Raw genomic sequence first — 24,731 nt, 5'->3', positions numbered from 1 at the left:
GCTTGGTCGCGATGCTGCGCCTATGGGGCGGCGGCTGCGGCGATCGCATCCGTGAACCAGCGCAGGGCCGGGTCCGATAGCGCGCGCCGCGCGTGCAGCAGGTCGATGTCGAAAGCGGGGACCTTGCAGGGAAGCGGCGACACCGCGACGCCCGCGCCGGCCGCGAAACGGCGCGCGACCCGCTCGGCCATCGTCGCCACCAGATCGGTCCCGGCCACCGCGAAGGGCACCGCCACCACATGGGGCAGGGTGATGGCGACGCGGCGCTTCAGCCCGGCCGCATCGAGCGCGGAATCGATCGCGCTCGGTAGGCCGTCGCCACCTTCTGCCGAGAACAAGGCATGCGGCAGGGCGGCGTAGTCGCTCAGGCTCAGCGCCGCCGATCCTGCGGCATGGGCAGCGTCGCGGATGCAGACGAAGCGCTCCTCGATCAGGCGCCGGCGCATGCCCGTCGCCGAATCCGGTAGGTGGCCGCCGACCAGCGCATCGAGCTCTCCCCGCTCCAGCCTTGCCACGGCATCGCGCGCATCGGTGATCGGCCGCACGGCCAGATCGATGCCCGGAGCTTCCCGCCGCAGCCGTTTGACCAAAGCGGGCACGACGACGAGATCGCCATAGTCCGTCACGGCGATGACGAAACGCCGCTTCGACGTGGCGGGGTCGAAACCCTGCCGCGGCGCGAGCGCTCCCCGGATATGCTCGAGCGCGGCACCGATCGGCCGTGCCAATGCCAGGGCCTTCTCGGTCGGATGCATGCCGGTCGCGGTGCGCAGGAACAGCTCGTCGTCGAACAGCTCGCGCAAGCGCCGCAAGGCGCTGCTCATCGAGGGTTGCGCCAGCCCGATGCGGCTGGCTGCGCGCGTGACGTGCCGCTCCTCGATCAGCGCCTCGAACGCCACGAGCAGGTTGAGATCTACCGCCGCTAAATTCATGCTGCCAATGATGGTCATATAAACAATCGATTTCAACGATGTTCTATTCGCCTCTAGATCTGCCCCGAGCTTCTCGGTCTGCCGGCAGGTGCGATGTCCTTCCCGTTTGCGCGTTACATCCCACGCGGACCGACATTGCTGATCTTCGGTGTGTTCACCGGCATCGCGCTTCCGGCCCTGGCCGAGACCGCGCGTCCGGCCATGGCTGTCGCGATCTTCGTGATCGTTCTCGGCACCTTGCTCAGGGTCGACGGCAGCGCCTTTCTGCGCACGCTGCGGCAGCCGCGCCTTTCGCTCTTCCTGCCGGCGATGGTGATGCTGGTCTGCCCGTTGCTGGTGACGTCGGCGGCGAGGGGCGCTGGACTTAGCCCCGACCTAGCACTGGCGATGGTGCTTTCCGTCTGCGCGCCGCCATCCGGGGGAAACGCGGCGGTGGCGCGCCTGCTCGGCTTCGATCCAACGCTGCCGTTGGCCGTGACCTTGCTGTCGATGGCGCTTGCGCCGCTGACGGTTCCGCTTCTCGGTCAGTGGCTCGGCGGAATCGGTTTCGATCCCTATGAGCTGGCGCTGCGCCTATTCATCCTGACCGCCGGAGCCGCAGCGGTCGCAGGGCTGCTGCGCCACTACGCCAGGCGGGCGCTGGCCCGGACCGGCGCGGCGGTCGATGCAGCCGTTTTCGGAGCCTTGCTGGTCTTCGCAGTCGCGACGATGGCCGGGGTGCGCGCCCAGATCGAGGCGGACCCGGCGCTGGCATTGTCCTGCGTCGCGCTGGCCTTCGCCTGCAACCTCGCGCTGCAGGCGCTAGGCGTCGTCCTGACGCCCGGAAGCCTCGGCGAACGCCTCACCGTCGGGCTGACCCTCGGCAACCGCAATGTCGGGCTGGTCTGGTCCGCGATGGGAGCAGCGACCTCGCCGACGATGGCGCTTTTCTTCGCGGCGACGCAGTTTCCGATCTACATGACCCCACGCCTGATCGCCTTCCTGATGCGCCGGGCCGAACCGGAGACAGCCAAGCCATGACCGCTTCCGCCTTGACCGAAGAGATTGCCGTCCGCTTCGCCCGGATCGCGCTCGGCCATGTCCGCCGGGAATATCCGAACAAGCCGGACCATACGCTGGCCGGGCCGCAGGATGCGCGCACGCCGAGCGAGCTCCATCCAGTCTTCTACGGGAGCTATGACTGGCACTCCTGCGTGCACAGCTACTGGATGCTGGCCCGCCTGCTGCGGCGCTATCCGAAGATGGAAGCAGCCGCCGAGATCAGGGCGCTGTTCGACGCGCAGCTCGTTGTGGACAAGGTGGCGATCGAATGCGCCTATCTCGCCGCGCCGACCGCGCGCGGCTTCAAGCGGCCCTATGGCTGGGGCTGGCTGCTAAAGCTCGCCGCGGAGCTGAAAGGGCTCGACGACGGCCGCTGGGGCAGGGCGCTGGCGCCGCTCGCTGAAGTCTTCGCCCAGCGCTTCCGTGACTTCCTGCCGATCGCGACCTATCCGGTGCGCGTCGGCACCCATTTCAATACAGCCTTCGGCCTGCGCATGGCGGCCGACTATGCGGCGTCGACCGATGACGGCGCGTTCCTGACGCTGCTGCGCGAGACGGCGCTGCGCTGGTACGGGGCGGATGTCGATTGCCCGGCCTGGGGCGAGCCGAGCGGCGACGACTTCCAGTCATCCGCCTTGATCGAGGCGGAGTGCATGCGCCGCTTGATGCTACCGAACGCGTTCCTGCCGTGGTTCGAGCGTTTCCTGCCGCGCCTCGTGCGGAGCGAGCCGACGATCCTGTTCAAGCCGGCGACTGTGACGGATCGCACCGACGGCAAGATCGCGCATCTCGACGGCCTCAATCTCAGCCGCGCGTGGTGCTGGGGTGCGCTCGCCGCGGCCCTTCCGCCGGACGATGCGCGACGCCCCATCATCGAGGACGCTGCGCGGCGTCATCTCGAGGCCGGACTGCCTCATATCGCGGGCGACTATATGGGCGAGCACTGGCTTGCCACCTTCGCCGTGCTCGCGATCGAGGAGCGCTAGGGCAGGGCGAGTTCTGATGGAAACCGGGCGTCATCCCGGACAAGCTGCAAAGCAGCGCCGATCCGGGATCCATCGTGGGGCTTCGGAGCCCTCCGATGGATCCCGGGGCAAGCGCGGGATGACGCCGCGGTTCCGAGAATAGTTAGGACGCTCCAGACCGGTCAGGCGGCGCCCTTCAGCTCCGCTCCTCCGCGCCAGCCGAGCGCCGGAGCGATCAGCCTAGCGAAATCGCCGATGATCTGGCGGTAATCCTCGATGCGGAAATTATACGGCAGCTCCAGCCGCAGCGTGTCGACGAGCGGCAGGATCGGGTCAGCCGCGAGCTTTTCGATCAGCTCGGCCGCGGTGCCGACCAGATCCGGCGCGAACAGCGTCCGCCGCTCGCCCTGCGGGGCGAGGGTGCGGGCATGGCGGCTGGCGGCGTAGTCGCGATAGCGCTGCCGGGTTGCCGAATCGGCACCGTCGAGCGGGACGATGACCCGGCCGACGGCGATGCGCGGTGTTCCTTCGCCGCGCCAAAGCTCGCGGAACGTTTCGATATGGCGCCTTTGCGTCTCGAAGAAGTCATTCGTTTCCTCGCCGGTGTTGATGTTGCCGACGAGCAGCTGGAAACCGGTCTCGGCGGCCCAGCGCGCCGAGCGCAGCGAGCCGCCGCCATACCAGAGCCGCTGGCGCAGTCCGGGGGCATGCGGTCGCAGCCGGGGCCGATGCTCGCCGGCGGCCGAGGTGATGCGCGTCTCGGGATCGCCGAGCCACTCGCCGGCGATATTGGCCGCGAGCCGGGCGACGCGGTCATGCGAGAAGTCGATCGCCGCCGGATCGCCGTCAAAGAAGCGATCGCCCAGCAGCTTGCTGAAGGGCGGCGGCCCGGCGCTGAGCCCGACGTTCAGCCGGCCGCCGGAGAGGACATCGACCAGCGAGAGGTCCTCCGCCAGCCGGAACGGGTTCTCGTAGCCCATCTGGATGACCGCCGTGCCGAGCCCGATCCGGCGGGTCCGCTGTGTCGCGGCGGCGAGAAAGGTCGCCGCCGAGGACACGCCGGGTTCGAGATGGCGCTGGCGCACCCAGGCACTGTCGAAGCCGAGCGCCTCGCCGTGCTCGAAGAGCCTGAGCGTGTCTTCGAGCCCGGCGCGCGGATCGACATCGTCGTAGTTGCCGGGAGTCAGGAAGGCGATCTGCCTGATCGAGAGTTTCGTCATGTCAGTCGTTTCGTCATGTCAGTATTTGCGCAGGCTCAGTACTTGGGCAGGCCGGGTGGATTGGTCTCGGAGCGTTCGAGAGCTTCCTCTTCGAGGCTCCAGCGTGCGAGCAGCTGGCGATATTTGCCGTTGGCGATGAGGTTGTTGGTGGCGAGCGTCAGCGCATCGACGAGGCCGCTGCCCTTGCGCGTGGTGATCGCGACGTCGGATTTCAGCGGCCAGCCGGCGCTGAGCGTCCCGACGCGCTTGATGTCCTTGTCGCGGGCGGCGACGAAGACGAGCTGGGCATGGGGCTGGACGATGACATCGACCCGGCCGCCGCGCAGCGCGACGAGGCGTGCGGCTTCATCGTCGAAAAGCTGCAGTTCCAGCGGTTTCAAGCCGGCGGCGACGTTGCTCTTGCTCCATTCGACCAGGATGCGCTCCTGATTGGTGCCGCCGCCGACGCTGAAGCTCAGGCCGGCCGCATCCTTCGGCTCCTTGATGCTGGCGACCTTGCTGTCGGCCCTGACGAAGAAGCCGTGCAGGCCCTGGCGATAGGTCGAGAAGTCGAACTTCTCCTTGCGCTGTTCGGTGACGCCGACATTGGAGATGACGGCGTCGTATTTGCCGGAGGTCAGGCCGAGCGGCCAGTCGGCCCAGGCGAGCGGCACGAGGTTGAGCTTCAGGCCGAGGCTGTCGGCAATGAGCTGGGCGAAGTCCGGGTCGGCGCCGACCACGGTCCTCGCATCCGTGGCATAGGTCGCAAGCGGCGGCCCGCCCGGGCTGATGCCGACCGTGAAGATGCCGGGCTCGACGAATTTGAAGCCCTTAGGGACCGCGGCGACGACTGCCGGGTCCTTCTCGGCGCGGATGCGGCCGGTCTGTTCGGGGCCGAGGTCGAAAGGCGCCTGCTGGGCGAAGGCGGGCGAGAGACCCGCCACGCCGAGCGCACCGACGAGAAGCGACAGGAGAGTCCGTCGCGGAACCATGGTGATCTCCAGTTCTTGAAAAAGTGCGGCCGGTCGCGGGCGATCAGGCTTTCGGCAGGCCGGGCGGGTTGGTGCGCGATTCCTCGATCGCCTCGGCCGAGAGGTTCCAGCGGGCGAGCGCCTTGGCGTAGTTGCCGTTCTTTATCTGGCCGTTGAGCGCGTGGGTGATCGCGTCGGCGAGGCCGGCGCCCTTGCGGGTCGTCACCGCGATCTCCGCGAGAACCGGCCAGCCGCCCGAGAAATTGCCGGCGAGCCGGGTCTTGCCCTCCTGCGCCGCCTTGAAGCTCAACAATGCGTTGGGGCCGAGATAGGCGTCGGCGCGGCCGGATTCGAGCGCGAGATAGAGCACGACGTCGTCGTCGTAATATTGCGGCTCGACCGGCTTGAGCCCCGCCTTGATATTGGCCTCGTTCCAGCGCAGCAGGATCTGCTCCTGATTGGTGCCGGCCGAGACGATGATCTTGAGGCCGGCGACGTCGCGCGGCTCGCGGATGACGATCTCGTTGTCCTTCTTCACGTAGAAGCCGAGCAAATCCTTGCGATAGGTCGAGAAGTCGAACTTCTCCTTGCGCTGCTCGGTGACGGTGACGTTGGAGATGACGGCGTCGTATTTGCCGGAGGTGACGCCGAGCGGCCAGTCGGCCCAGGCGGTCGGCAGGACCTCGAGCTTGCGGCCGAGCGCATCGGCGATGAGCTGGCCGATATCGGGCTCGGAGCCGATGATCGTCCGGGTGTCGTTGGCGTAGCTGCCGAAGGGCAGGCGCCCCGCGGTGTTCGCGATCGTGAAGACGCCGTCCTTCACGAACTTGGCGTCCTTGGCGATGAGCTTGATCGCGGCCTCGTCGATCTGTGCGCGCGGACGTCCCGCCTRCTCGGGCGAGAGGTCGATCGCCTGCTGGGCAAAAGTGCGGGCGGGGAGGATGGCAGCCGAGGCGGCGCCGGCGAGGAGGCTCAGTGAATCGCGTCGCGTGATCATGGTCGGATTCCTTGTCTGGCGTGGGCGGAAGGTCAGAGCACCTTGGCGAGGAATTCGCGGGTGCGGAGGTGATGGGGATTGCCGAAGACCTGGGCGGGAGTGCCGGTTTCGAGGATGCGCCCGGCTTCCATGAAGACGACCTGGTCGGCGACCTCACGGGCGAAGCCGATCTCGTGGGTGACGATGACGAGGGTCGTGCCGGAGCGGGCGAGCTCCTTGATGACGTCGAGCACTTCGCCGACCAGCTCCGGATCGAGCGCCGAGGTTGGCTCGTCGAAGAGCAGGACCTTCGGCCGCAAGGCGAGGGCGCGGGCGATGGCGACGCGTTGCTGCTGGCCGCCGGAGAGCTGGCGCGGATAGGCATCGGCCTTCTCGGCCAGGCCGACACGGGCGAGGAGCTCGCGGGCCTCGGCCAGGGCCTGCTCGCGGGAGAGCCCGCGCACCGTCACCGGCGCCTCGACGATGTTCTCGATCGCGGTCAGGTGCGGGAAGAGATTGAAGTTCTGGAAGACCATGCCGACGTCGACGCGCCGGGTCAGGATGTCCTTCTCTTTCAACTCGTACAGCGTCTCGCCGTCCTGCCGGTAGCCGATCAGCTCGCCGTCGATGGCGATGAAGCCTTCGTCCACCCGCTCCAGATGGTTGATCGAGCGCAGCAGGGTCGATTTGCCGGAGCCGGACTGGCCGATGATCGCGGTGACGCTGCCGGGACGCAGCGCGAGGTTGACATCGTCGAGCACCTTGAGCGATCCGAAGCTCTTCGAGATGTGGCTGATGCGGATCTCGCCGCCGCTGCGCCGGGAGAGCGTGGAGAGCGAAGTTGCCCCGTTCGCGGCCGGCGCCTGTGCCGGGGAGGCAAAACCGTTGCCTGCTGCTGCCGGGACGCGGCTGCGGCCGAGCCAGCGCAGCGCCCTGTCGATCACCGAAGGGGGCGGGTTGCGCAGGGCGCCACGCGAATAATAGCGCTCGATATGATGCTGGACGAAGGAGAGGACGCTGAGGATGACGAGATACCAGACCGTCGCCACCATCAGCAGCGGGATCACCTCCAGATTGCGCCGGTAGATGACCTGGATCGTGTAGAACAGCTCCGGCAGCGCGAGGATGTAGACTTGGCTGGTGCCTTTCGCGAGGGTGATGACCTCGTTGAAGGCGGTCGGCAGGATCGACCGCATCGCCTGCGGCAGCACGATGCGCGAGACCTGGCGGCGGCGCGGCAGGCCGAGCGCGGCAGCGGCTTCCAGCTGCCCCTGGTCGACCGAGAGGATGCCGCCGCGGACGATCTCGGAGGAGAAGGCGGCAGCGTTGAGCGTCAGCCCCAGCACGGCGGCGAGGAAGGGCGTGATCAGCTGCGTCGTCGACCAGGAGGCGAAGGTGATCTCGGTGAAGGGGATGCCGAGCCAGACCGTGCTGTAGAGATAGCCGAGATTGTTCAGGATCAGCAGCAGCACGATCAGGGGGATCGAGCGGAAGAGCCAGACATAACCCCAGGACAGCGAGGCGAGCAGCGGCGAGCCGGAGACCCGCGCCAGCGCTAGCCCGGTGCCCAGCAGGAAGCCGAAGACCGTGCCGAGCAGGGTGAGCAGCAGCGTGCGGCCGAGCCCGGCCAGCACCGGCTCGGCGAAGAACCATTCGGCGAAGACGTCCCAGCCCCAGCGCGGGTTCGCAAGCACCGAGTTCAGGACGGCGAAGAGCACGACGCCTGCGAAGATGGTGCCGATGATGCGCGCCGGATAACGAGCCGGAACGATGCGGTAGCGGCTGAAGTCGCGGTTCGGCGCCGGGGTCTGGGCGTGCGCGGGCAGGCCCGCGAAGTCGCTGGCGAGGGTCATGGCTGGCTCTTGTTATTGTGAGAGAGGGAGCGGGCCGTCAGGCAGCGCTGAGCGACGAGCGAGTATCCGGCGGTCGCGACAGCGCAGCCGGCGCGACGGAGAGCTCCTTCTCAAAAGGCAGCTTGCCGTAAGTCTCCGGATCGACCGAGACGTCGAAGAGCGGGGTGTAGCCCGTTTCCAGATAGAGCCCCTTGGCCTCCGGCTGGCGGAAGCCGGTGGTCAGGAAGATCCTGCCGTAGCCCTGCCGCACGGCCTGCAATTCCAGCTCGATGACGATGCGACGTGCGAGGCCCTGGCGGCGAAAATCGCTATGGGTCCAGATGCGCTTCATTTCGGCGGTGCGCTCGTCGTAGCGCTTGAAGGCGCCGCCGGCGATGGCCCGGCCGTCGCGCAGCAGCAGGACGAAGTTGCCGTCCGGCGGGGCGAAGAGCTCGGCCGGATAGCGGCTCATCTCGGCACCGGGCGCCTCGCCGAAATAGTCGCCGTAGCGGCTGGCGTATTCCCAGGTGAGCTGCTCGACCAGCGGCTGGGCGAGCGGATCGAGCGGGGTGGTGTAGAGGAATGCGTCGGCCATGGCTGAGCCTTTCCGTGAGATCGTTGCGGGGCGGCTCAGCCGGCGCGGCGAGTGAAGGGCGCATCCGACGGGACCGCGTAGCGGCTCTCGCGACGGCCTAAGCCGAGATGGTCGCGCAGGGTCGCGCCCGGCAAGGTGCGGTCGTAGACGCCGCGCGCTTCCAGCACCGGGATGACAAGCTCGACGAAATCGTCGAGACCCTGGGCGATCACCGGGAAGCCGAGGATGAAGCCATCGGCGGCTTGCGTCTCGACACGCTCGATCAACCTGTCGGCGACATCCTCGGCCGAGCCGATGAAGTCCGTTCGCGGCGTCGCGGCTTCCAGCGCGGCCTCGCGCAGCGTCTGGCCCTTCAGGGCGGCGTTGCGCTTGATGCGGTCGGTGGTTGAGCGGAAGCTGTTCTTGCCGATCTCGCCGAGCTCCGGGAAGGGCGCGTCGAGCGGATAGGCGCTGAAGTCGTGATGGTCGAAGAAGCGGCCGAGATAGGCGAGTGCATCCTCGATCGAGATCAGGTCGCGGATCGCCCGGTACTTCTCCTCCGCCTCGGCCTGCGTGCGCCCGACGATAGGCCCTGCGCTCGGGAAAACTTTGACGTCCTCAGCCAAGCGGCCATGGGCGACCGCGCTCGTCTTGATGCTGCGGTAGAAGCTCTGCGCCTCCTCGAGCGGGACGTGGTTGGCGAAGACGGCGTCGGCATGGCGGCCGGCGAGGCCGATACCGGCATCGGAGGCGCCGGCCTGGAAGATCACCGGCTGGCCCTGCGGCGAGCGCTGGATGTTGAGCGGCCCTTCGACCTGGAAGAAGCGGCCCTTGTAGTTGAGCGCGTGCAGCTTCTCGCGGTCGAAGAAGCGGCCGCTCTCGCGGTCGCGGAGGAAGGCGTCGTCATCCCAGGAATCCCAGAGACCCTTGGCGATGTCGAGATATTCATGTGCGATCTCGTAGCGTAGCGCGTGCTCTGGATGCGGGCGGCTGTAGTTGCGGCCGGAGCCCTCCAGCGGCGAGGTCACCGCATTCCAGCCTGCGCGCCCACCGCTGAGCAGGTCGAGCGAGGCGAATTGCCGGGCGATCGTGAAGGGGTCGCTGTAGGAGGTCGAAACCGTGCCGACGAGGCCAAGCTTGCTGGTGCTCGTGGCCAGCGCCGAGAGGATCGTCAGCGGCTCGAAGCGGTTGAGGAAATGCGGGATCGACTTCTCGTTGATGTAGAGCCCGTCGGCGACGAAGGCGAAGGCGATGCCGTTCTCCTCGGCCTTGCGGGCATTGCGGATGAAGAAGTCGAGATTGACGCTGGCGTCCGGCGGGTTGCTCGGGTGGCGCCAGGCGTTCATGTGGCTGCCGGCGCCCTGGAGCATCAGGCCGAAGGTGAGGCGGGTGCGGGACATGCGAGCGTCCTTTCGAAAAGAGCGGATCAGGCCGCCAGCGCCGGCGTCTCGCCGGCGAGCAGCGTGACGGAGGCGAGGCGCTTGGCGGTGAGGGCGCCCGGCGTTTCAATGATGAACTCGGCGATGCCGAAGCGGGCGTGCAGGGCATCCAGCTCGCGGCGCACCTGCTCGGGCGTGCCGGCGAGAACGTGCGGCGTGCGGATCTCGGTGCGGTAGGAGGCCGCGCCGGCCTGGCGGGCATATTCCGCCGCCTGCTCCTCGCTGCCGAGATTGAGGTTCTGGCCGTTGTCGAGCGTGAGCCGGACGACGCGATGGTTCTCCGTGAGGCTCAGCGCCTCCTCGGTAGTCGGGGCGGCGAAGGCCGCAACGGCAAGCAGAGGCGCGGATGAGCCGCCGGACTTGGTGTAGGCTTCGAGGCTGGCTTCGATCGCCTTCGGGTCGCCGTTATGGTGGCCGGCGAAGACGAACTGCCAGCCGCGCTCGCCGGCCTGGCGGCCGCTGTCGGGGCTCGCGCCGAGCAGGAAGCGCTCCGGCGTCGCGGGCGGCATCGGGAAGGCGCGGGCCTTCTCCTGAGGGCCGGGTGTCTCGGATGGCGGGGCCAGGAAAGCGTCGAGCTCATCCAGCAGGGCCTCGAACGACGGCGAGCGCGCCGGGTCGTGCAGGACGCGAAGGGCCTTGGTCGACAGAGGCAGGCCGCCGGGCGCCTTGCCGATGCCGAGATCGACGCGACCCGGCGCCAGCGAAGCCAGCAGGTTGAAGATCTCGGCGACCTTGTACGGGCTGTAATGCGGCAGCAGGACGCCACCGGTGCCGATGTGGATGCGCTGGGTGCGCGCCAGCAGATAGGCGGCCAGCACCTCGGGCGCCGAGCTGGCAAGGCCGGGGAAATCATGATGCTCGGCCAGCCAGAAGCGGCGATAGCCGAGCCTTTCGGCCGTTTGGACAAGGGTCGTGGTGCGCTGGAGAGCCGCTACGGCGGTTTCGCCTTCGAGGATCGGGCTCTTGTCGAGCAGGCTGAGGCTGTAGGTCATGTCGGGGTGCCGTGGGAGTGTGTCAGAGGGAGCGGAGGCCGAGCGCGGTGCGGGCTTCCTCGGCCATCCAGCCGAGCCGCTCGTAGTCGCCGCGCCAGTAGAGGAGGGCGGCGTCGTTGCGGCCGAACCTGACCTCGCGCACCCGTCCGATGACGATGGCGTGCGAGTGCCGCTCGATCAGCTCTTCCAGCTCGCAATCGAGCGCGGCCAATGCGCCTTCGAGCAGCGGCGCTCCGGTGCGGCCTTCGTTCCACCGCGCTTCGGCATAGCGGGCGGGGCCCTTCTCGCCGTTGCGGCCGGCGAAGCGGTCGGCGACCTCCTTCTGCGCGGCGGTCAGGAAGTTCACGCCGAAGCTGCGATGGCGCTTCAGCACGGGGAAGGTGGAGGACGACAGGTTGAGCCCGAACATCACGGTCGGTGGCTCGGCCGAAAGCGAGGACAGCGACGTCACGGTGAGGCCAGTCCGGTCTTCTCCGCGCCCCGTGGTGATGACGGAGACGCCGCCGGCGAGATGACGCAGCGCCGAACGGAACTCGCCTCCCAGCTCGTTGAGGGCCGGCTCGACGCGCGCCGGCGACCTGCCGACAGCATGCGGGGCCTGGGAAGCGAGCGAGACGAGCGCCATGGAAACCTCTGAAGGGGACTGCGGATCGGGGGTGCCGGGCGCGGGCGCCCGGTGGATCGGCGGATGGCTGCCGCGCCTTGGCAGCTGGACGATCTGGCCGCCGCTGTTGGCGGTCGAGGGCGGGTGGCGCGTTCCGGGGCTGCCGGTGGTGGCGGCTCGGGACATGAGTCCTCCTTCGCCGGGAGGCCGGCGTTGCAGGGAAAACGAGACCGGGAAAGGAAGTGGTCGGGCGCTCAGCGGCGCCGGCACGCCGTCAGGAACATCGCCTGCGCAGCGGCGCGACAGAATTGACCGTGCATGTCATCGGCATCGCCGGCGTGTCTCCGTGCTTCGGAGCCCACGATTTCATCGTGGTGCTTTTAGCGTTGTTGACGCGGCGCAAGCTGCTCCAGCAAATCCCGCGAAGGAGCGAAACGAATATCGCTCGATACTTCGATTGTTTCCGTGAAGGGGGCTGCGGTCAATGAAACAGCTTTTCAAAGATCGGGCTGGCCGTAGGTGGAAGCGCCATGGCGGGGCCGTCTGCCGGGAGAATTCCGTTTGTCCGCCGCAGCGGCGTCAGAAAGCCTGATCCGAAATGAGCTGCTCGATGGGCCGCTGCATCGATTGCGGAGTGCCGTCAGACCGTACTCACGGCTGAAAATTGGCGACGATGCAGGAAGTTGGAGCGGGTACCGGGAATCGAACCCGGGTATTCAGCTTGGAAGGCTGCTGCTCTACCATTGAGCTACACCCGCATCAGCGGCCAAATTCCCTATCGCACCGGCAGGTGTCAAGGGCCGCCGCGCCGTTCCACAGCCGAAACGCCGTGCGTCACAGTTTCGGCCAGGTATCGGAGAGGCGATAGCCGGCTGGGTACGGGTCGTCGGGGTCGAGCATGAGCTGTGAGGTGCCGGTGACCCAGGCGCTGCCGGTGATTCGCGGGATGACCGCCGGGGTGTCGCCGATCCGCGTCAGGCTTTCGATCTCGCAGTCGAAGCGCGAGCCGATGATCGACAGGCCGACGAAGCGTTCGCCGACGCCGAGCTGTCCGCGCGCGTGCAGCACGGCCATCCGCGCCGAGCAGCCGGTGCCGGTCGGCGAGCGGTCGATCTTGCCGGGGCGGATCGCCACCGCATTGCGGCCGGTCAGCACGCCGTCGATGCGCTCGACCGGGGCGGCGAACTGGCAGAAGGAGATGTGGTTCCAGGCGGTGTCGCCGGGATGGGCGAAGCCGAGCTGTTCATTCGCGGCGCGGGTGATGCTCATGCCGATCTCGGCGATCTCGCGCGCCTCGTCGGGCGCGATCGCGAAGCCGAGGCGGGCGGCATCGACGATGACGAAGCTGTCGCCGCCATAGGAGATGTCGACACTCAAAGTGCCGAGGCCGGCTACCTCGATCGTCGCGCCGAGCCGTGCGGCAAAGGAGGGGACGTTGCGCAGGCTGATCGCCTCGGCCTTGCCGTTTCGGCAGGTGGCGCTGATCTCGATCAACCCGGCCGGAGCTTCGAGCACGAKGTCGGTGCGCGGCTCCTGCATCGGCAGGATGCCGGTGTCGAGCAGCACCGTCGCGACGCAGATCGCATTGGAGCCGGACATCGGCGGCGTGTCGGCCGGCTCCATGATGATCCAGCCCATCTGGGCACGTGGGTCCTTGGGCGGGACGAGCAGGTTGACGTGGCGGTAGACGCCACCGCGCGGCTCGTTGAGGACGAAGTTGCGCAGGGTCTCGTCGTTGGCGATGAAGCGTGACTGTTCCCAGATCGTCTCGCCCGGCGGCGGCTGCACGCCACCGACGATGACGTCTCCGACCTCGCCTGCCGCATGGCAGCCGACGACATGGATGATCCTGCTGCTGCGCATATGGGAGGCCCGGCTCGGTGCGACCGGACCAGTGTTACCCGGTCCTCATCGGCTTCAGAAGCCGAAGTTGAAGCCGGCCTTGACGATATCGCCGGAGGTGCGCGCCCGCATGAGCGCATATTGGCCCGGCGCCAGGCCGGTATAGTCCTGCAAGGTCAGGTTCTGGTTGCCGAGATCGTAGTGGGTGTAGTCCAGCCGCAGCGTCCGCTCCTTCAAATGAAGGAGGCGCCGGAGAGGTCGCTGGGATGGTATGGTCCGAACCGAGGCGGACAGGCGGCCATGAGCGCTTCAGCGATCAATCCCTATGACGCCGTGGCCTATCCCGGCCATTCATTCTCCCAGACTCATCCATCGCGGTTGGCGACCATCGCGCATTTCCATGGGATGAGCCCGGCACTGCCATCCACCATGCGCGTGCTCGAACTCGGCTGCGGGCGAGGCGGCAATCTGATCCCGATGGCCGCGCAATACCCGCGGAGCCAGTTCCTTGGCATCGACCTCAGCGGGGATTCGATCCGGCAGGCGAACGCCAGCGCGGGCGAACTCGGCCTTGCGAATGTCGCGTTCGAGCAGCGCGACATCCTGGAGCTGACGGCCGATCTCGGGCGCTTCGACTACATCATCGTCCACGGCGTGTTTTCCTGGGTGCCGGATCCGGTGAGGGAGCGCATCGTCGCGCTCTTCGGCGAATTGCTGGCGCCGCAGGGCGTCGCCTATCTCAGCTATAACGCGCTGCCGGGCTGTCGCCTGCGCGATCTGGCGCGGGACGTCATGCTCTACGCGGTCCGCGATATCGACGAGCCGCGCGAGCGGGTGCGGGTGGCGCGTGCGGCGCTCAAGGATGTCGCCGAAGCCAGCGATCCCGACAGCTTCCATGGCGCGGCGTTGCGCCAGCGCCTGAAGCAGATCGACGAGCTTCCGGACAACGTCTTCTACCATGACGACCTGAACCCCGGAGCGCGCGCCTTCGCTCTGCACGAGGTCTTGTCCACGGCGGAGCGTCACGGGCTGCAATTCCTCGCAGAGGCGTCGTTCCCGAACCTCTACGGCGCCGCCAAGGGGCCGGCACAGCAGTTGCTGGCGCAGATTCCGGTGGAGGAGGCGGCCCGGCGCGAACAGACGCTCGATCTGCTGATCGGCCGTCCGTTTCGCGAGTCATTGCTGTGCCGGGCCGATCTGACCCTGCAAAGGGGCATCCGCCCCGATGCGCTGCGGCCATATTACCTTGCCGCCAATGCGCGGCTGGCCCAGCAAGTGACGGAGGATGCAAGGCCCGGTGTCGAGCGTTTCGAGTTCGACGAGGGGGTTCGGCTCTCGGTCGATCTGCCCCTGTGCAAGGCGGCGCTCGGCATTATGAGCGCGATCTGGCCGGCCAGCATTGCCTGGGACGAATTGGTCGCGCGTTGCTGCGACGAAGTCGGCGATGGGCTGGGGCCCGATAGCGCCCACGAAATCGGGCGGCTGGAGGAGGCGCTGATCGCGATCTTCAAGGCCGGGCTGCTCGACATCCGGCTGGAACCGCCGGTGCTGACGACGGAGATCAGCGAGAAGCCGGCCGCAAGCGAGATCGCACGCTGGCAGGCCGCGACCGCCCTCGAAGTGACCGATCTGCGCCACCGCACCGTTCAGCTCGACAGCATCGTGGTGCGGAAATTCGTCAGCCTGCTCGACGGCTCGCGCGACCAGCGCATGCTGCTCGACGAGATGAACGCCTTCCTGGCCGAGACGCGGGCTGCCGGCGTCGCCGTGCCGAACCTGCCGGAGCGGGCGACGGCAGCCGAGGTGGCGATGCATCTCAGGGATGTCGCCCGTCTCGCCCTGCTGCGCGCATGACGATTGTCGCTCCGCGGAGCGGGGCGTAACCTTGCGGAAGGGGCGATGAGGCGCGGGCCGTCAGAATGAGCGAGCGCTTCCGGCAATTCCAGGCGCTGTTTCCCGAGGAAGCCTGCCTCGCCGAGCTGATGCGGCTGCGCCATGGCGGCACGATCATGGCCTGCGCGGCCTGCGGACGCGCCGCCTCGTTCGAGATGCGCCCGAAGCTGCGCGGCTTCGCCTGTAACCACTGCCACTACATGATTCATCCGGCGGCGGGCACGCCGATGGAAAGCCGGCGCACGCCGCTCCAGCTCTGGTTCTTCGCCCTGAAGACCGTGACGGAACATCCCGGCAAGGGTGCGGTCGCGACGATCGCGCGGGATGCGGGCGTGCCGCAGATGACGGCGCGGCGGTTCGTCGACGAGCTTGCGACGCTAGGCGAGCGCGACGATGCAGCCTGGCTTGCGGGCCTGCGCCGCCTCGTCTCGGACAGTGCCGCCTCTGCTGCACCGGAGCACGCTTCCGGTCCGGCTCGGCAACTTGCGCAGCCGGCGAAGGCAACCGAGAGGGCGGGGGCGGCTCCTCCCGCGAAGACCCCCGATACCGGACGCCCGCGTGCTGCGCCTGCATCTCGGCAGGGCGCCGCTCAGCCACCGTCGGCCGTCGTTCCGAAGCATCCTCATAAGCCGTCTGCAATGCCTGCGGGCGAAGCGCTCGATCCGGTTTCGTCGGCTCGGAAAGGCCTCTCCGGACGCATGGCGATCGCAGCCGTGGGAGTGGGCGTCGCCTGTGTGGCGGCGGCCGTGCTCGGCCTCGCCTATGCAAGGCTGCAGCAGCCGGAGCGGTCCATGCCGGCTGGTGCGGACGAGGTCGCGGCGGTCGAGGCGCCCGCGCTGAAGGATGGCCCGGCCCGGCCCTCGCTGATCCTGTCCTCGGTGGAGCAGGATCTGGAGGGGGCGCGGCAGGCGGCCCAGTTCGCCCTCGACAACGATCCCTCGCTGGCGGCGATCAAGCCGCAGGGGGATGCGCCGACGCAGCAGGTGCCGGTCAATCAGCTGCAATTGCCGTCCAACATCCTGCTGGTGCCACCGAAGATGCAGAGCGTGCCGACGGCGCCGACCGCACCCAGCGGAGCGCCGCAGCCGCCGCCGCAAATCTCCAGCGGCGATCCCGACCAGATCCTGACCTTCGGGCCGATCAAGATCCGCCGGCATCTGGTCGATACGATCGTGCGCGCCAGCAAGGTCGTGGGCGCCGATCCGACGCTGCTGATGGCGGTGGCGGACAAGGAGTCCTCGTTCTCCACCGGGGTGAAGGCGAAGACCTCGTCCGCGACCGGCCTCTACCAGTTCATCGAGCAGACCTGGCTCGGCGTGATCTACGAGTTCGGCGCCAAGCACGGGCTTGCCGCGGATGCCAAGCTGATAGGCCGTTCCGGCAGGCAGTTCACGATCGGCAATGGCGACGAGCGCCAGCGCATCCTCGACATGCGGCGCGAACCCTATGTTTCGGCGCTGCTGGCGGCGGAGATGCTGAAGCGCGACACGCTGAGGCTGGAGCGCGCTCTGGGGCGCCACCTCACCGGCGGCGAGATCTATCTCATCCACTTCCTCGGGCCGGATGCGGCGCAGACCTTCATCGAGACGATGGAGGAGACGCCGGGCGTCAAGGCGGCCGAGCTGCTGCCGAAGCCGGCACAGGCCAACCGGCCGATCTTCTATGCCGATGCCGGCGGCGAGACGAAGGTGCTGTCGGTCTCCGAGGTCCACAAGAAGTTCAACGACATGATCAAGATCAGGCTCGATCGCTACAGCGCGGTCAGGCCGACGATGGGGCCGGGCCTCGCCCGGCCGCAACCGAAGAAATGACGTTTTCCGCCGCGTGCGATCCCGCCTGCGGCCAGCCACGCCCGGTTCCCGGGCATCGATGAGGAGAGAGCTCATGCCGGCCAACCGTTTCGAGCAGGTCGACGAGCCGCAGCCCGACGCGATCACGCTCAGCCTGAGCGAACGCAGCGGCGAGGCCTTCGGGCGGGTGCTCTGCCCGGCCGAACTGGCCGGCGGGCATCTCGTCAATGATTTCGTCAGCGACGAGCTGGCGGCGAAGGACGCCTTCCGCACTGCCATCCGCCTCGCCAACGAAATCCAGGCGCCGATCGTCGTCGAGGATGCGGCGGGTGTCTGGCAGGACGAATGGGGCGTGCTGTACCGGGAGGAGTGAGAGGCCGAAGCCGAATGGCTCCGTCATGCTCGGGCTTGACCCGAGTATCTCAGAAACCAGAGCCCGCTGGTCCTGAGATGCTCGGATCGAGCCCGAGAATGACGCCTGTCCGTCACTCGATCCGGAAATATTTGATCCCGAGCCCGAGCTTGCCCGGCTGGCGCGCCAGGTCGAGCTTGAGATTGGCGAAGAACTCGCTGGCAGGAGCCGGGTTGGGGCCTGCGAGCGCGGGCAACGGTTCCTGGCTGACGAGGGCGAGCACAGTCTGCGGGCGGGCCGCGCCGCCGGTCGATTCGAGCTTGAGGTTGAAGGTGATCTTGCCGCCCTCGCGCTTCATGAAGCTTTCGAGGTTGTAGACGAGCCCGTCGTCGCCGATCAGCACGACATCGAGGCTCTGGCCGCCGCCGGCTTCCACCGAGCCGTTGAGGATTTCGCCGCTCTTCATGTTGAACGCGCCGATCTGTAGCCGCGGAGAGCGATCGATGCCGACGCCCGGCTGGCGCAGGAACTCGACCATCGGGCACTGCGCGCTGGTGACGGGGCGCAGGTTGATCTGCGCCTCGAAGCCCTGCGCGGCCTTGAAGGCATTGTCGAAGGTGACGAAGGGGCCCGATGCGCTGCCGAAGCCTTCCAGCGTCGCCTTGCGGTCGCCGATTTCCAGGGGCCACAGGAAGAAACAAGAGCCGCCATCGTAGTCGCGAACATAGCGCTCGACCCGTTCGGCCGGCGTGCGCGGCTCCGGCTCCGGCGCGAGCGCGGCGGTCTGCGGGGGCGGCGGCGCCTGTGTCGAGGGCTGGATCACGGGCGGGCTGGATGGCGGTTTTGCGATGGCGACCGGCGGCTTCTCAACAGGCCCTAACTCGGGGGGCGGCGGAGGCTTGGCAGGCTCGGCTGCGGGCGGGCGCGCAGGCGGCGCCGGTGGTGCGGTCTCGACGTTGGTGGCGATCTGGGGAGGTGCCGGGTTCGGCACCGAGGGTGGCGGCGAGGGCTGCGGGGCAGCGACCGGCGGTGCAGACGTCTGCGTTGTGGTGCTCGGCGCGGCTGCCTGCGCCGGCTTCTCTGCTGGAGCTTCGGTCAGGGCTGGCGCGTTGTTGCTGGCGGTGGCGCTTGCGGAAGGCTGCTCGGATAGAGGCGGGGGATCGGCGCTCGGGAGGCGGGCATTCTTGCTCGTCTGTTCGGGCTGAAAGCTCTTCCAGGCGTAGAAGCCGCCTCCTGCCAGCAGCGCGAGGATCGCGACGCCCGCGACGAGCGCCATCGGCGACCTTCCTTGCCTCTTCTGGCCGGCAGGGCCAGCCGCCTTCTTGCCGGCGGCAGGCGATTGCCAGGCGGCGACCTCGGCCATGTCGGCCGGGCGGTTTGCGGGGTCGGGCGCGAGCATGCGCGCGAGCAGCGGGCGCAGGCGGGCATCGACGCCGGAGAGATCGGGCAGGCGGCGGCGCTTGTCGAGGATCTGGACCTGCGAGCCGCCCATATCGAGCGCGCGGCCGGCGACGGCTTCGGCCAGCACCAGCGCGAAGGAATACATGTCGGAGCGGCCGGTGACCTCGCCGCCATAGAGCCCGAGTTGCTCGGGCGAGACATAGTTGTATTTGCCGGCGAAGCCGGAGCCGATCACCGTGCCTTCGCCGAGCAGGCTGGAGCGGGCGATGCCGAAATCGATGATCTTGGCGCGGGAGGGATCGCCGCCGGGCAGGATGATGTTGTCCGGCGAGATGTCGCGGTGGACGATGCCGAGGCGATGGGCGGCGTGCAGCCCGGGCCCGACCCGCTGGCGCAGCACATCGGCTTCCTCGATCGTCAAAGGCTGCTGCTTGATGCGCTCGGAGAGCGGCTGGCCGTCGACGAACTCCATGGCGAGGTAGGGCGACTCGCTCGCCGGATCGATGGCGAAGACGTAGTAGCGGACGATGGCCTCGTTATAGAGGTTGTGCAGCGCTGCCGCTTCGCGCCGGAACAGCGCGATCACGGCCTCGTCGCGGGCCATGTCGGGGCGGATCATCTTGATCGCGACCGCGTCGCCGGTCTGGATGGCGCGGCCCTTGTAGACCTCGCCCATGCCGCCGACCGCGATCAGGCTCTCGATCTCGTAGATGCCGTTGAGCCTGGTGCCGATGCGGGCATTGGCGCGCGGGGCGAAGACGGTGCGCTCGGAGTCGTCGCTCATGGCGTGGAGCTCCCTGGTGCGCGCCGGTTCGGCATCCAGCGTGTTCTCTCGCTCGCGCCCTGTCGATAGCGGACGATGACGACGGTGACGTTGTCGCGCGCGCCGCGCTCCAGCGTCAGCGCCAGCAGGGTGTCGCAGGCGGCCTGCGCGCCGCCAGCCTCGACGGCCTGCAGGATCTCGGCATCGGCGACGTGCTCCGTCAGCCCGTCCGAGCAGAGCAGGAAGGCGTCGCCATCGGCGATCTCGCCGTTCTCGAGGTCGAGTTCCGGCGTTTCGTGCACGCCGATCGCGTGGGTGATGACGTGCCGGCGTGGCGAGTTCTTCGCTTCGTCGGGCGTCAGCAGGCCGCGATCTACCATGTCCTGCACCTCGGTATGGTCGCGTGATATCTGCGTGATGCGTCCGGCGCGGACGAGATAGATCCGGCTGTCGCCCGACCAGAGGCAGGCGAAATGACGCTGGTGGATCAGCAGGACGACGAGGGTCGCACCCATCGTCGCGCCGCGCTGGCGGATTTCCTCGCGCAGGGTGTGGTTGGCTTCGAGCACGCTGCCCTCCAGCATGGCGAGCAGCTCCGAGGCCGAGTTCGTCGCGCCGACGCCTTCCAGCGCGGCAACGACGGTGGCGCTGGCGAGCGCGCCGTTCTCGTGCCCGCCCATGCCGTCCGCCACGGCCCAGAGGCCGACTTCGGGGCGCAGCAGGAAGTTGTCCTCGTTCGCCTTGCGGACCTTGCCGGTATGGCTGATGCAGCCGGTCTCGAAATCGGAGGCCGCGCGCGGAGCATCGTTCATGGCATCGCCCTCATTATCCGGCGCGTTCGGCTGCGAGATGGGCATCGAAGCGTCCCGTCAGCAGGCCGGTGAAGAGATAGGGATCGGGCAGGGCCTGGCCGGTCAGCGCCAGCGCCTCGAAATTCGGCCCGCCGACGGTCCAGAGATATGAGGCATGGGCATAGGCCCGCGAATGATCCTCGACGCGCAGCGCCACCAGCCGCTCCGGAAAGCCGGACGCAATGGCCGCGCTGACGATGGTCCCGTCCGAGAGCCGCACCATATCCTGCGGCGGGGCGGCGAGGTGATGGTCGTTGGGCACGGGCAGCGCGGCGAGGCGCTGTGCGACGGCCTCGTAGCTCGAATCGGGTTCCAGGGCCTGCAGCAGGAAATCCTCGATCGCCGCGAACCATCCGTCCTGCGGATCGAGTTCCGGCGGGGGGATCGCGGCGCCCGGCGCGGCCACGGCGAAGACGGTCAGCGGGAAATAGCGGCCGATGCCGTCGACCGAGGGCATGAAGGCGCCGGCCACCGTCTGCCCGCCATGGCCGGCGCCCAGCCAGAAGCGCCAGATCGGTGCGTTGAGATAGGCCTCCTGCCAGCGGCCTCCGAGTTCGAGCCGGCTCGCGGTCAGCCCGCCCTGCAGCCATTTTTCGTAGACGGCCAGGAAGCCTGTGGGGGCGTTGAGCGCGATGAAGTCGCGCTTGGCGGGGAGCTTGCCGAAGAGGCCGCAGGGCACCGCGTCAGATCCCCGCGGGGCAGCGGATTTCCCGCAGCGCCGGCAGGATCAGCGGGTTCTTGAGCGAGCCGACGCCGAAGGAATAGCCGACCTGCCGGCCGCCGCCGTTCAGCGTGAACCCGACATTGTCGCCCTGCTTCAGCACCGAGCCGGCATCGAGCAGGCGGAAGAAGGACCAGGTGCCGTCCTTCTCGAAGAGCTTGGCCTCGCCCTGCGCGGCATTCTGCGAGCCCGAGGAGAAGAAGCCGCCGCCGAACATGCCGCCGGAATTGCCGCTGCCGCCGCCGAGCGTCAGCGTGATCGCCGTCTTGCCGACGCCCCCGCCCGGCCACATCACCGGCGTCGGCGTGTTGACGCCCTGCTGGCTCGTCACCGTGAAGCCGTTGATCTCGAGCTTGGCGTTGGCGGCGTCGGCCGAGAGCGCGGTCGGGGTCACCACCATCTGGAAGGAGGGCAGGTTGCCGCCGGTCGGGAAGAATGCGTCCTTGATCTCGCTGGCGCGCTGGAATTCGCGCAAGGTCGTGGGAGACAGCGCGCGCGCCACGCGGCTGTCGACGCGCCAGCTCCATTGCGGCTTGGAGGTGTCGACGAAGGGCTCCAGCCGGTCCTTGTAGAACTTGTCCATGATCTGGCCGGGGGCGAAGAGCCGGGCGAAATCGGCGAGCGGCACATCGCGGGTGCTGGCCTTGGTGAAGGGGTAGCGGTTGTTCATCACCTCGGTGCAGATGCGCGTCACCTGTTCGGCCAGCGCCTGCCGGAGCAGGGCGACGGTCGCGCCGGTGGCATCGCCCTCGAAGTCGTTGACCGCCTGGATGATCATGCCGTCGAAGGGGGCAGGGTAGCGCGAGGAGTTGGCGCGCAAGGTCGCGATCAGCGGCACGAGCGCGGCGTTCGCCGCCGCCGACTGCGCCGGATTGGTCGCGGCGGTGGCGAGGTTCTGGTTGATCTCGGAGAAGGTCTGCAGGAGCTGGTCGACCGGCCGGCGGCCGAGATCGCCGTCGACGAGGACCTGGAAGGGCTTGAACTGGCCTTCGATGTCGGCCCCCAATGCCGGGTCCGTGCCGCCGGCAAGCACGCGATCGACCCCCGGCGCGGCAAGCGGGAGATTGCTGCCGAGGCGGCCGAGCGCCTGGCTCGCGCGCTGGTCGAGCGTCTGCGCCGCAGCAGCGGCGGCGGCCTGCGCCACGGCTTTCTTCGCGTTCGGGCGCTCCTTGGTGAGCTGTGTCTCGTCGCGCAGCGATTCGAGCACCTGCTTGAACGGCGAGGTCGGCGCCGAGATTGCGCTGAGCGCGACATAGCGTGGCTTGTCGGCGTTGAGGGGGCGCAGCTTCAGCCGCTTCAGCATGCGCTGCCAGCTAGCGACATAGTCGCGGGCATAGAGCTTCATCAGGTCCTGGAAGAGCGTCGCATACTGGGCGGTGATCGCCTGCTGGTCGACATTCTCGCCCAGCACCCAGCGCTCCTTCTCGATGCGGTCGCCGATGTCGCCGAGCCGGCCGATGAAGGCGGTCTGGAAGCCGTCATAGGTGTAGAAATAGGGCACGCGGATCTGGTCGAGGTCCTCGCCGCCGCTGCCTTCGAAGACGAGGCGGACATCGGACCCGCCGCGCTGGGAGGCGACCCAGTCCTTCTGGCTCTCGCCGCGCGCCTGCGTCCGCAGCAGTTCATAGGCGCGCTCGGCGATGCTGAGGCGGCGCAAGGTGCGCTGGCTCTGCTCGATCAGCGACTGGTTGAGCTTGACCATCGGCTCGGCCGAGCCCTCGTCGAGGTCGAGCATCGCGGCCAGATGCTCCTCCAGCGCCTCGCGGCCCTTGGCGTTGGCGGGGCCGGGGAAGAGGTTCTCGGCCCAGTCAAGGCGCATCCAGGAGGTGACGAGGTCGCGGTCCATCTTCGCCTGGCCTCCGATCATCATGTAGACCTTCAACGCCTCGTAGACGAAGCCGGGATTGTTGGCGTTGGCCTCGAGCTGCTCCTCCAGCCGGAAGATGATGCGCGGGCGCAGCATCCGCTCCAGCGCCTGCTGATAGGTGATCTCGGTCGCGTTCTGCAGGCGGTCGCGCTGGCTCAAGCCCAGGGTGGCGAGCGTCGGCGTCGGCTCGTTCTGGGTGGCGTAGCCCGCCGGCATGTTCCGGAGCTTGTGCAGCAGCGGCAGGATGCGGCTGAAATTGCGGTCGGAGACGGTGGTCTCCTGAAGGACCGGGGCTGCGGCGCTGCGATAGTCGGACAGGCCGTAATTGGTCGCGGTGATGAGGTCGCTGTTGCGCGAGAAGCTCGTCCACCACAGGCCGAGCGCGGCGAGCGACAAGATCGCGACCGTCGCGAAGCCGGCGATGCGCAGCATGGTCGAGCGGCGCGCGGCGCCGAGATCGGTCGAGACCCAGCCGGATTCGCCGATCACCACCTTCTGGATGAGGTCGGTGAGGAAATAGCTCTTGCCCTTGCCGGAGAAGGCGGCGGCGCCGGCATGATCCGAGCCGAAATTGCGGGAGAGCGCGCCGATGAGCTGGTCGATCGGCGTTCCCTCTTGCGTGCCCGAGGTGAAATAGAAGCCGCGCAGGGTGGCGTTGGCGTGGTAGCGCGTCGGCTCGAAGACGCGGGTGAGGAAATCGACGATCGAACGCTTCAGCGTGGCCATCTGGCTCGGGAAGCCGAAGATCTGGGCGCGGGATGTCGGGTTGTGCTCGTCCTGCAGCCGGTCTGAGAGACGTTCGTTCAGCCGCTCGATCAGCGCGTCATATTCCGGCGGCACGTCGCCGATCATGTTGCGCGTCTTGTCGGCGGTCTGGAAGGTGTGGCCCCAGACCATGCGCCGCTGCGGCTCGGTCAGCGCGCCGAAATACTCGTTGAAGCCGGCGATGAGGTCCGCCTTGGTGAAGACGGCATAGACCGGGAAATCGACCTTCAGCCGCTCGTGCAATTCGAGCAGGCGCGAGCGGATCGCGTCGGCATGGGCGGCGATCTCCTCCGGCGTCGAGGTCAGCAGATCCTCGACGCTGATCGCGACGAGCACGCCGTTGATCGGCTGGCGCGGGCGGTTGGTCTTGAGCAGGTCCAGGAAAGCGAACCAGCTCGTCTTCTCGGCCCTGGTGTCCGTGTCCTGCGTGGTGTAGCGGCCGGCGGTGTCGATCAGTACCGCATCCTCGGCGAACCACCAGTCGCAATAGCGCGTGCCGCCGGAGCCCGCGACGGCGGCCGGCGTTGCGCCGCGCGCGAGCGGGAATTTCAGCCCGGAATTGACCAGCGCGGTCGTCTTGCCGGCGCCGGGCGGGCCGATAATGACGTACCAGGGCAGGTCGTAGAGATAGTCGCCGCCGCCCTTGCCGCGCGCGGTCTTGAGCGTCGCCAGCGCGTCGCGCATCGCATTGGAGATCGCGGCGCCGTCGCCAGTCGTCTCCTCCTTCTCCAGCGCTTCGGAGAGCGCAGCGGTCGCCTTGCGGCGTCGGATGACGACGAAGGCGATCCAGCCGAGCGCCCCGACCAGCAGCAGCACGACGACGGGCAGGCGCACCCAGAAGGATTCGAAGGGCCGGACGTCGCCGAAGGCGAGGAAGGGGCCGCCGAACCAGACCAGCGCCGCGAGCGCGAGCGCGCCGATGAGGATTGCGAGGATGCGGAGCCAGGTGGCGAGGTTCATG

General features: G+C 68.1%; 21 protein-coding genes and 1 tRNA gene. 6 read left to right on the top strand and 16 right to left on the bottom strand.

Annotated elements, in window-relative coordinates; all coding sequences use genetic code 11:
* Positions 1–20: 20 nt before the first annotated feature.
* Positions 21–950 (bottom strand): LysR family transcriptional regulator, encoded by a 930-nt coding sequence (locus tag AC1DVA_RS09695; protein ID WP_476805751.1) that lies wholly within the window; start codon positions 948–950, stop codon positions 21–23.
* Positions 951–1,025: 75 nt separating this feature from the next.
* On the opposite strand from AC1DVA_RS09695, the gene AC1DVA_RS09690 reads away from it, so the two are divergent.
* Both AC1DVA_RS09690 and AC1DVA_RS09685 read left to right on the top strand, forming a co-directional pair.
* Positions 1,026–1,952: a hypothetical protein gene (locus AC1DVA_RS09690; protein WP_476805750.1), complete on the top strand. Its 927-nt coding sequence runs from the start codon at positions 1,026–1,028 to the stop codon at positions 1,950–1,952.
* Positions 1,949–2,959: a DUF2891 domain-containing protein gene (locus AC1DVA_RS09685; RefSeq protein ID WP_476805749.1), complete on the top strand. Its 1,011-nt coding sequence runs from the start codon at positions 1,949–1,951 to the stop codon at positions 2,957–2,959. Before AC1DVA_RS09690 ends, AC1DVA_RS09685 begins: the two co-directional genes overlap by 4 nt.
* 161 nt (positions 2,960–3,120) lie before the next feature.
* Here the strand turns inward: AC1DVA_RS09685 and AC1DVA_RS09680 are convergent, their stop codons facing one another.
* Genes AC1DVA_RS09680 through AC1DVA_RS09645 form a run of 8 tightly spaced genes read right to left on the bottom strand, consistent with a single transcriptional unit; the run spans position 3,121 to position 11,711 of the window.
* Positions 3,121–4,158, bottom strand: a complete 1,038-nt coding sequence (locus AC1DVA_RS09680) for an LLM class flavin-dependent oxidoreductase (RefSeq protein ID WP_476805748.1) — start codon at positions 4,156–4,158, stop codon at positions 3,121–3,123.
* A gap of 35 nt (positions 4,159–4,193) precedes the next feature.
* Entirely contained in the window at positions 4,194–5,129 is a 936-nt protein-coding gene (locus AC1DVA_RS09675) for an ABC transporter substrate-binding protein (protein WP_265053834.1), read from the bottom strand.
* Between the two features lie 43 nt (positions 5,130–5,172).
* Positions 5,173–6,105, bottom strand: coding sequence for an ABC transporter substrate-binding protein (locus AC1DVA_RS09670; RefSeq protein ID WP_476805747.1), 933 nt, complete (start codon positions 6,103–6,105; stop codon positions 5,173–5,175).
* Positions 6,106–6,137: 32 nt separating this feature from the next.
* Positions 6,138–7,937 (bottom strand): amino acid ABC transporter permease/ATP-binding protein, encoded by a 1,800-nt coding sequence (locus AC1DVA_RS09665; RefSeq protein ID WP_476805746.1) that lies wholly within the window; start codon positions 7,935–7,937, stop codon positions 6,138–6,140.
* Between the two features lie 37 nt (positions 7,938–7,974).
* Positions 7,975–8,511: a GNAT family N-acetyltransferase gene (locus tag AC1DVA_RS09660; protein ID WP_265053832.1), complete on the bottom strand. Its 537-nt coding sequence runs from the start codon at positions 8,509–8,511 to the stop codon at positions 7,975–7,977.
* A gap of 35 nt (positions 8,512–8,546) precedes the next feature.
* The gene (locus AC1DVA_RS09655) at positions 8,547–9,890 is read right to left on the bottom strand and encodes an LLM class flavin-dependent oxidoreductase (RefSeq protein ID WP_476805745.1); all 1,344 of its coding nucleotides are present in this window, start codon (positions 9,888–9,890) and stop codon (positions 8,547–8,549) included.
* Between the two features lie 26 nt (positions 9,891–9,916).
* Entirely contained in the window at positions 9,917–10,921 is a 1,005-nt protein-coding gene (locus tag AC1DVA_RS09650) for an MsnO8 family LLM class oxidoreductase (protein ID WP_265053830.1), read from the bottom strand.
* Positions 10,922–10,943: 22 nt separating this feature from the next.
* Positions 10,944–11,711, bottom strand: coding sequence for a flavin reductase family protein (locus AC1DVA_RS09645; RefSeq protein WP_476805744.1), 768 nt, complete (start codon positions 11,709–11,711; stop codon positions 10,944–10,946).
* A 56-nt stretch (positions 11,712–11,767) separates the two neighbouring features.
* Between AC1DVA_RS09645 and AC1DVA_RS09640 the strand changes: the two genes are divergently transcribed.
* Positions 11,768–12,013 carry a hypothetical protein gene (locus AC1DVA_RS09640; RefSeq protein ID WP_476805743.1) on the top strand — a complete coding sequence of 82 codons (246 nt, stop codon included), beginning with the start codon at positions 11,768–11,770 and terminating at the stop codon, positions 12,011–12,013.
* Positions 12,014–12,209: 196 nt separating this feature from the next.
* Here AC1DVA_RS09640 and AC1DVA_RS09635 read toward each other — a convergent pair.
* The 3 genes from AC1DVA_RS09635 to AC1DVA_RS09625 all read right to left on the bottom strand — a co-directional run bounded on the left by AC1DVA_RS09635 (position 12,210) and on the right by AC1DVA_RS09625 (position 13,604).
* Positions 12,210–12,283, bottom strand: a tRNA-Gly gene (locus AC1DVA_RS09635).
* A 76-nt stretch (positions 12,284–12,359) separates the two neighbouring features.
* Positions 12,360–13,388 (bottom strand): trans-3-hydroxy-L-proline dehydratase, encoded by a 1,029-nt coding sequence (locus tag AC1DVA_RS09630; protein WP_476805742.1) that lies wholly within the window; start codon positions 13,386–13,388, stop codon positions 12,360–12,362.
* A gap of 54 nt (positions 13,389–13,442) precedes the next feature.
* Positions 13,443–13,604, bottom strand: a complete 162-nt coding sequence (locus tag AC1DVA_RS09625) for a hypothetical protein (protein ID WP_265053827.1) — start codon at positions 13,602–13,604, stop codon at positions 13,443–13,445.
* A 63-nt stretch (positions 13,605–13,667) separates the two neighbouring features.
* On the opposite strand from AC1DVA_RS09625, the gene AC1DVA_RS09620 reads away from it, so the two are divergent.
* From AC1DVA_RS09620 to AC1DVA_RS09610, 3 genes are all read left to right on the top strand, one after another.
* Entirely contained in the window at positions 13,668–15,221 is a 1,554-nt protein-coding gene (locus AC1DVA_RS09620) for a methyltransferase regulatory domain-containing protein (RefSeq protein WP_476805741.1), read from the top strand.
* A 65-nt stretch (positions 15,222–15,286) separates the two neighbouring features.
* Positions 15,287–17,071 carry a transglycosylase SLT domain-containing protein gene (locus tag AC1DVA_RS09615; RefSeq protein ID WP_476805740.1) on the top strand — a complete coding sequence of 595 codons (1,785 nt, stop codon included), beginning with the start codon at positions 15,287–15,289 and terminating at the stop codon, positions 17,069–17,071.
* Positions 17,072–17,144: 73 nt separating this feature from the next.
* Entirely contained in the window at positions 17,145–17,423 is a 279-nt protein-coding gene (locus AC1DVA_RS09610; protein WP_265053824.1) for a hypothetical protein, read from the top strand.
* A gap of 112 nt (positions 17,424–17,535) precedes the next feature.
* On the opposite strand, the gene AC1DVA_RS09605 is transcribed toward AC1DVA_RS09610, so the two are convergent.
* From AC1DVA_RS09605 to tssM, 4 genes are read right to left on the bottom strand one after another with little or no spacing between them, the layout of a single operon-like run.
* The gene (locus tag AC1DVA_RS09605) at positions 17,536–19,587 is read right to left on the bottom strand and encodes a serine/threonine protein kinase (RefSeq protein WP_476805739.1); all 2,052 of its coding nucleotides are present in this window, start codon (positions 19,585–19,587) and stop codon (positions 17,536–17,538) included.
* Positions 19,584–20,423 (bottom strand): PP2C family protein-serine/threonine phosphatase, encoded by an 840-nt coding sequence (locus AC1DVA_RS09600; RefSeq protein ID WP_265053822.1) that lies wholly within the window; start codon positions 20,421–20,423, stop codon positions 19,584–19,586. Before AC1DVA_RS09600 ends, AC1DVA_RS09605 begins: the two co-directional genes overlap by 4 nt.
* Positions 20,392–21,096, bottom strand: coding sequence for a type VI secretion system-associated protein TagF (gene tagF / locus AC1DVA_RS09595; RefSeq protein WP_476805738.1), 705 nt, complete (start codon positions 21,094–21,096; stop codon positions 20,392–20,394). The genes AC1DVA_RS09600 and tagF overlap by 32 nt, the downstream gene beginning before the upstream one ends.
* 4 nt (positions 21,097–21,100) lie before the next feature.
* Positions 21,101–24,730 carry a type VI secretion system membrane subunit TssM gene (gene tssM, locus AC1DVA_RS09590; protein WP_476805737.1) on the bottom strand — a complete coding sequence of 1,210 codons (3,630 nt, stop codon included), beginning with the start codon at positions 24,728–24,730 and terminating at the stop codon, positions 21,101–21,103.
* Position 24,731: the final 1 nt, after the last annotated feature.

This window comes from Allobosea sp. P4_C6, from assembly GCF_056402015.1.
The sequence above is the reverse complement of the archived record's forward strand: the minus strand, read 5'-3'. Positions and strand labels throughout refer to the sequence as shown.

Bases quoted from the DNA above. Each gene is read 5' to 3' on its own strand.
- AC1DVA_RS09695 (WP_476805751.1), bottom strand. From the start codon at position 950: ATGACCATCATTGGCAGCATGAATTTAGCGGCGGTAGATCTCAACCTG.
- AC1DVA_RS09690 (WP_476805750.1), top strand. From the start codon at position 1,026: ATGTCCTTCCCGTTTGCGCGTTACATCCCACGCGGACCGACATTGCTG.
- AC1DVA_RS09685 (WP_476805749.1), top strand. From the start codon at position 1,949: ATGACCGCTTCCGCCTTGACCGAAGAGATTGCCGTCCGCTTCGCCCGG.
- AC1DVA_RS09680 (WP_476805748.1), bottom strand. From the start codon at position 4,158: ATGACGAAACTCTCGATCAGGCAGATCGCCTTCCTGACTCCCGGCAAC.
- AC1DVA_RS09675 (WP_265053834.1), bottom strand. From the start codon at position 5,129: ATGGTTCCGCGACGGACTCTCCTGTCGCTTCTCGTCGGTGCGCTCGGC.
- AC1DVA_RS09665 (WP_476805746.1), bottom strand. From the start codon at position 7,937: ATGACCCTCGCCAGCGACTTCGCGGGCCTGCCCGCGCACGCCCAGACC.
- AC1DVA_RS09660 (WP_265053832.1), bottom strand. From the start codon at position 8,511: ATGGCCGACGCATTCCTCTACACCACCCCGCTCGATCCGCTCGCCCAG.
- AC1DVA_RS09655 (WP_476805745.1), bottom strand. From the start codon at position 9,890: ATGTCCCGCACCCGCCTCACCTTCGGCCTGATGCTCCAGGGCGCCGGC.
- AC1DVA_RS09650 (WP_265053830.1), bottom strand. From the start codon at position 10,921: ATGACCTACAGCCTCAGCCTGCTCGACAAGAGCCCGATCCTCGAAGGC.
- AC1DVA_RS09645 (WP_476805744.1), bottom strand. From the start codon at position 11,711: ATGTCCCGAGCCGCCACCACCGGCAGCCCCGGAACGCGCCACCCGCCC.
- AC1DVA_RS09620 (WP_476805741.1), top strand. From the start codon at position 13,668: ATGAGCGCTTCAGCGATCAATCCCTATGACGCCGTGGCCTATCCCGGC.
- AC1DVA_RS09615 (WP_476805740.1), top strand. From the start codon at position 15,287: ATGAGCGAGCGCTTCCGGCAATTCCAGGCGCTGTTTCCCGAGGAAGCC.
- AC1DVA_RS09610 (WP_265053824.1), top strand. From the start codon at position 17,145: ATGCCGGCCAACCGTTTCGAGCAGGTCGACGAGCCGCAGCCCGACGCG.
- AC1DVA_RS09605 (WP_476805739.1), bottom strand. From the start codon at position 19,587: ATGAGCGACGACTCCGAGCGCACCGTCTTCGCCCCGCGCGCCAATGCC.
- AC1DVA_RS09600 (WP_265053822.1), bottom strand. From the start codon at position 20,423: ATGCCCATCTCGCAGCCGAACGCGCCGGATAATGAGGGCGATGCCATG.
- tssM (WP_476805737.1), bottom strand. From the start codon at position 24,730: ATGAACCTCGCCACCTGGCTCCGCATCCTCGCAATCCTCATCGGCGCG.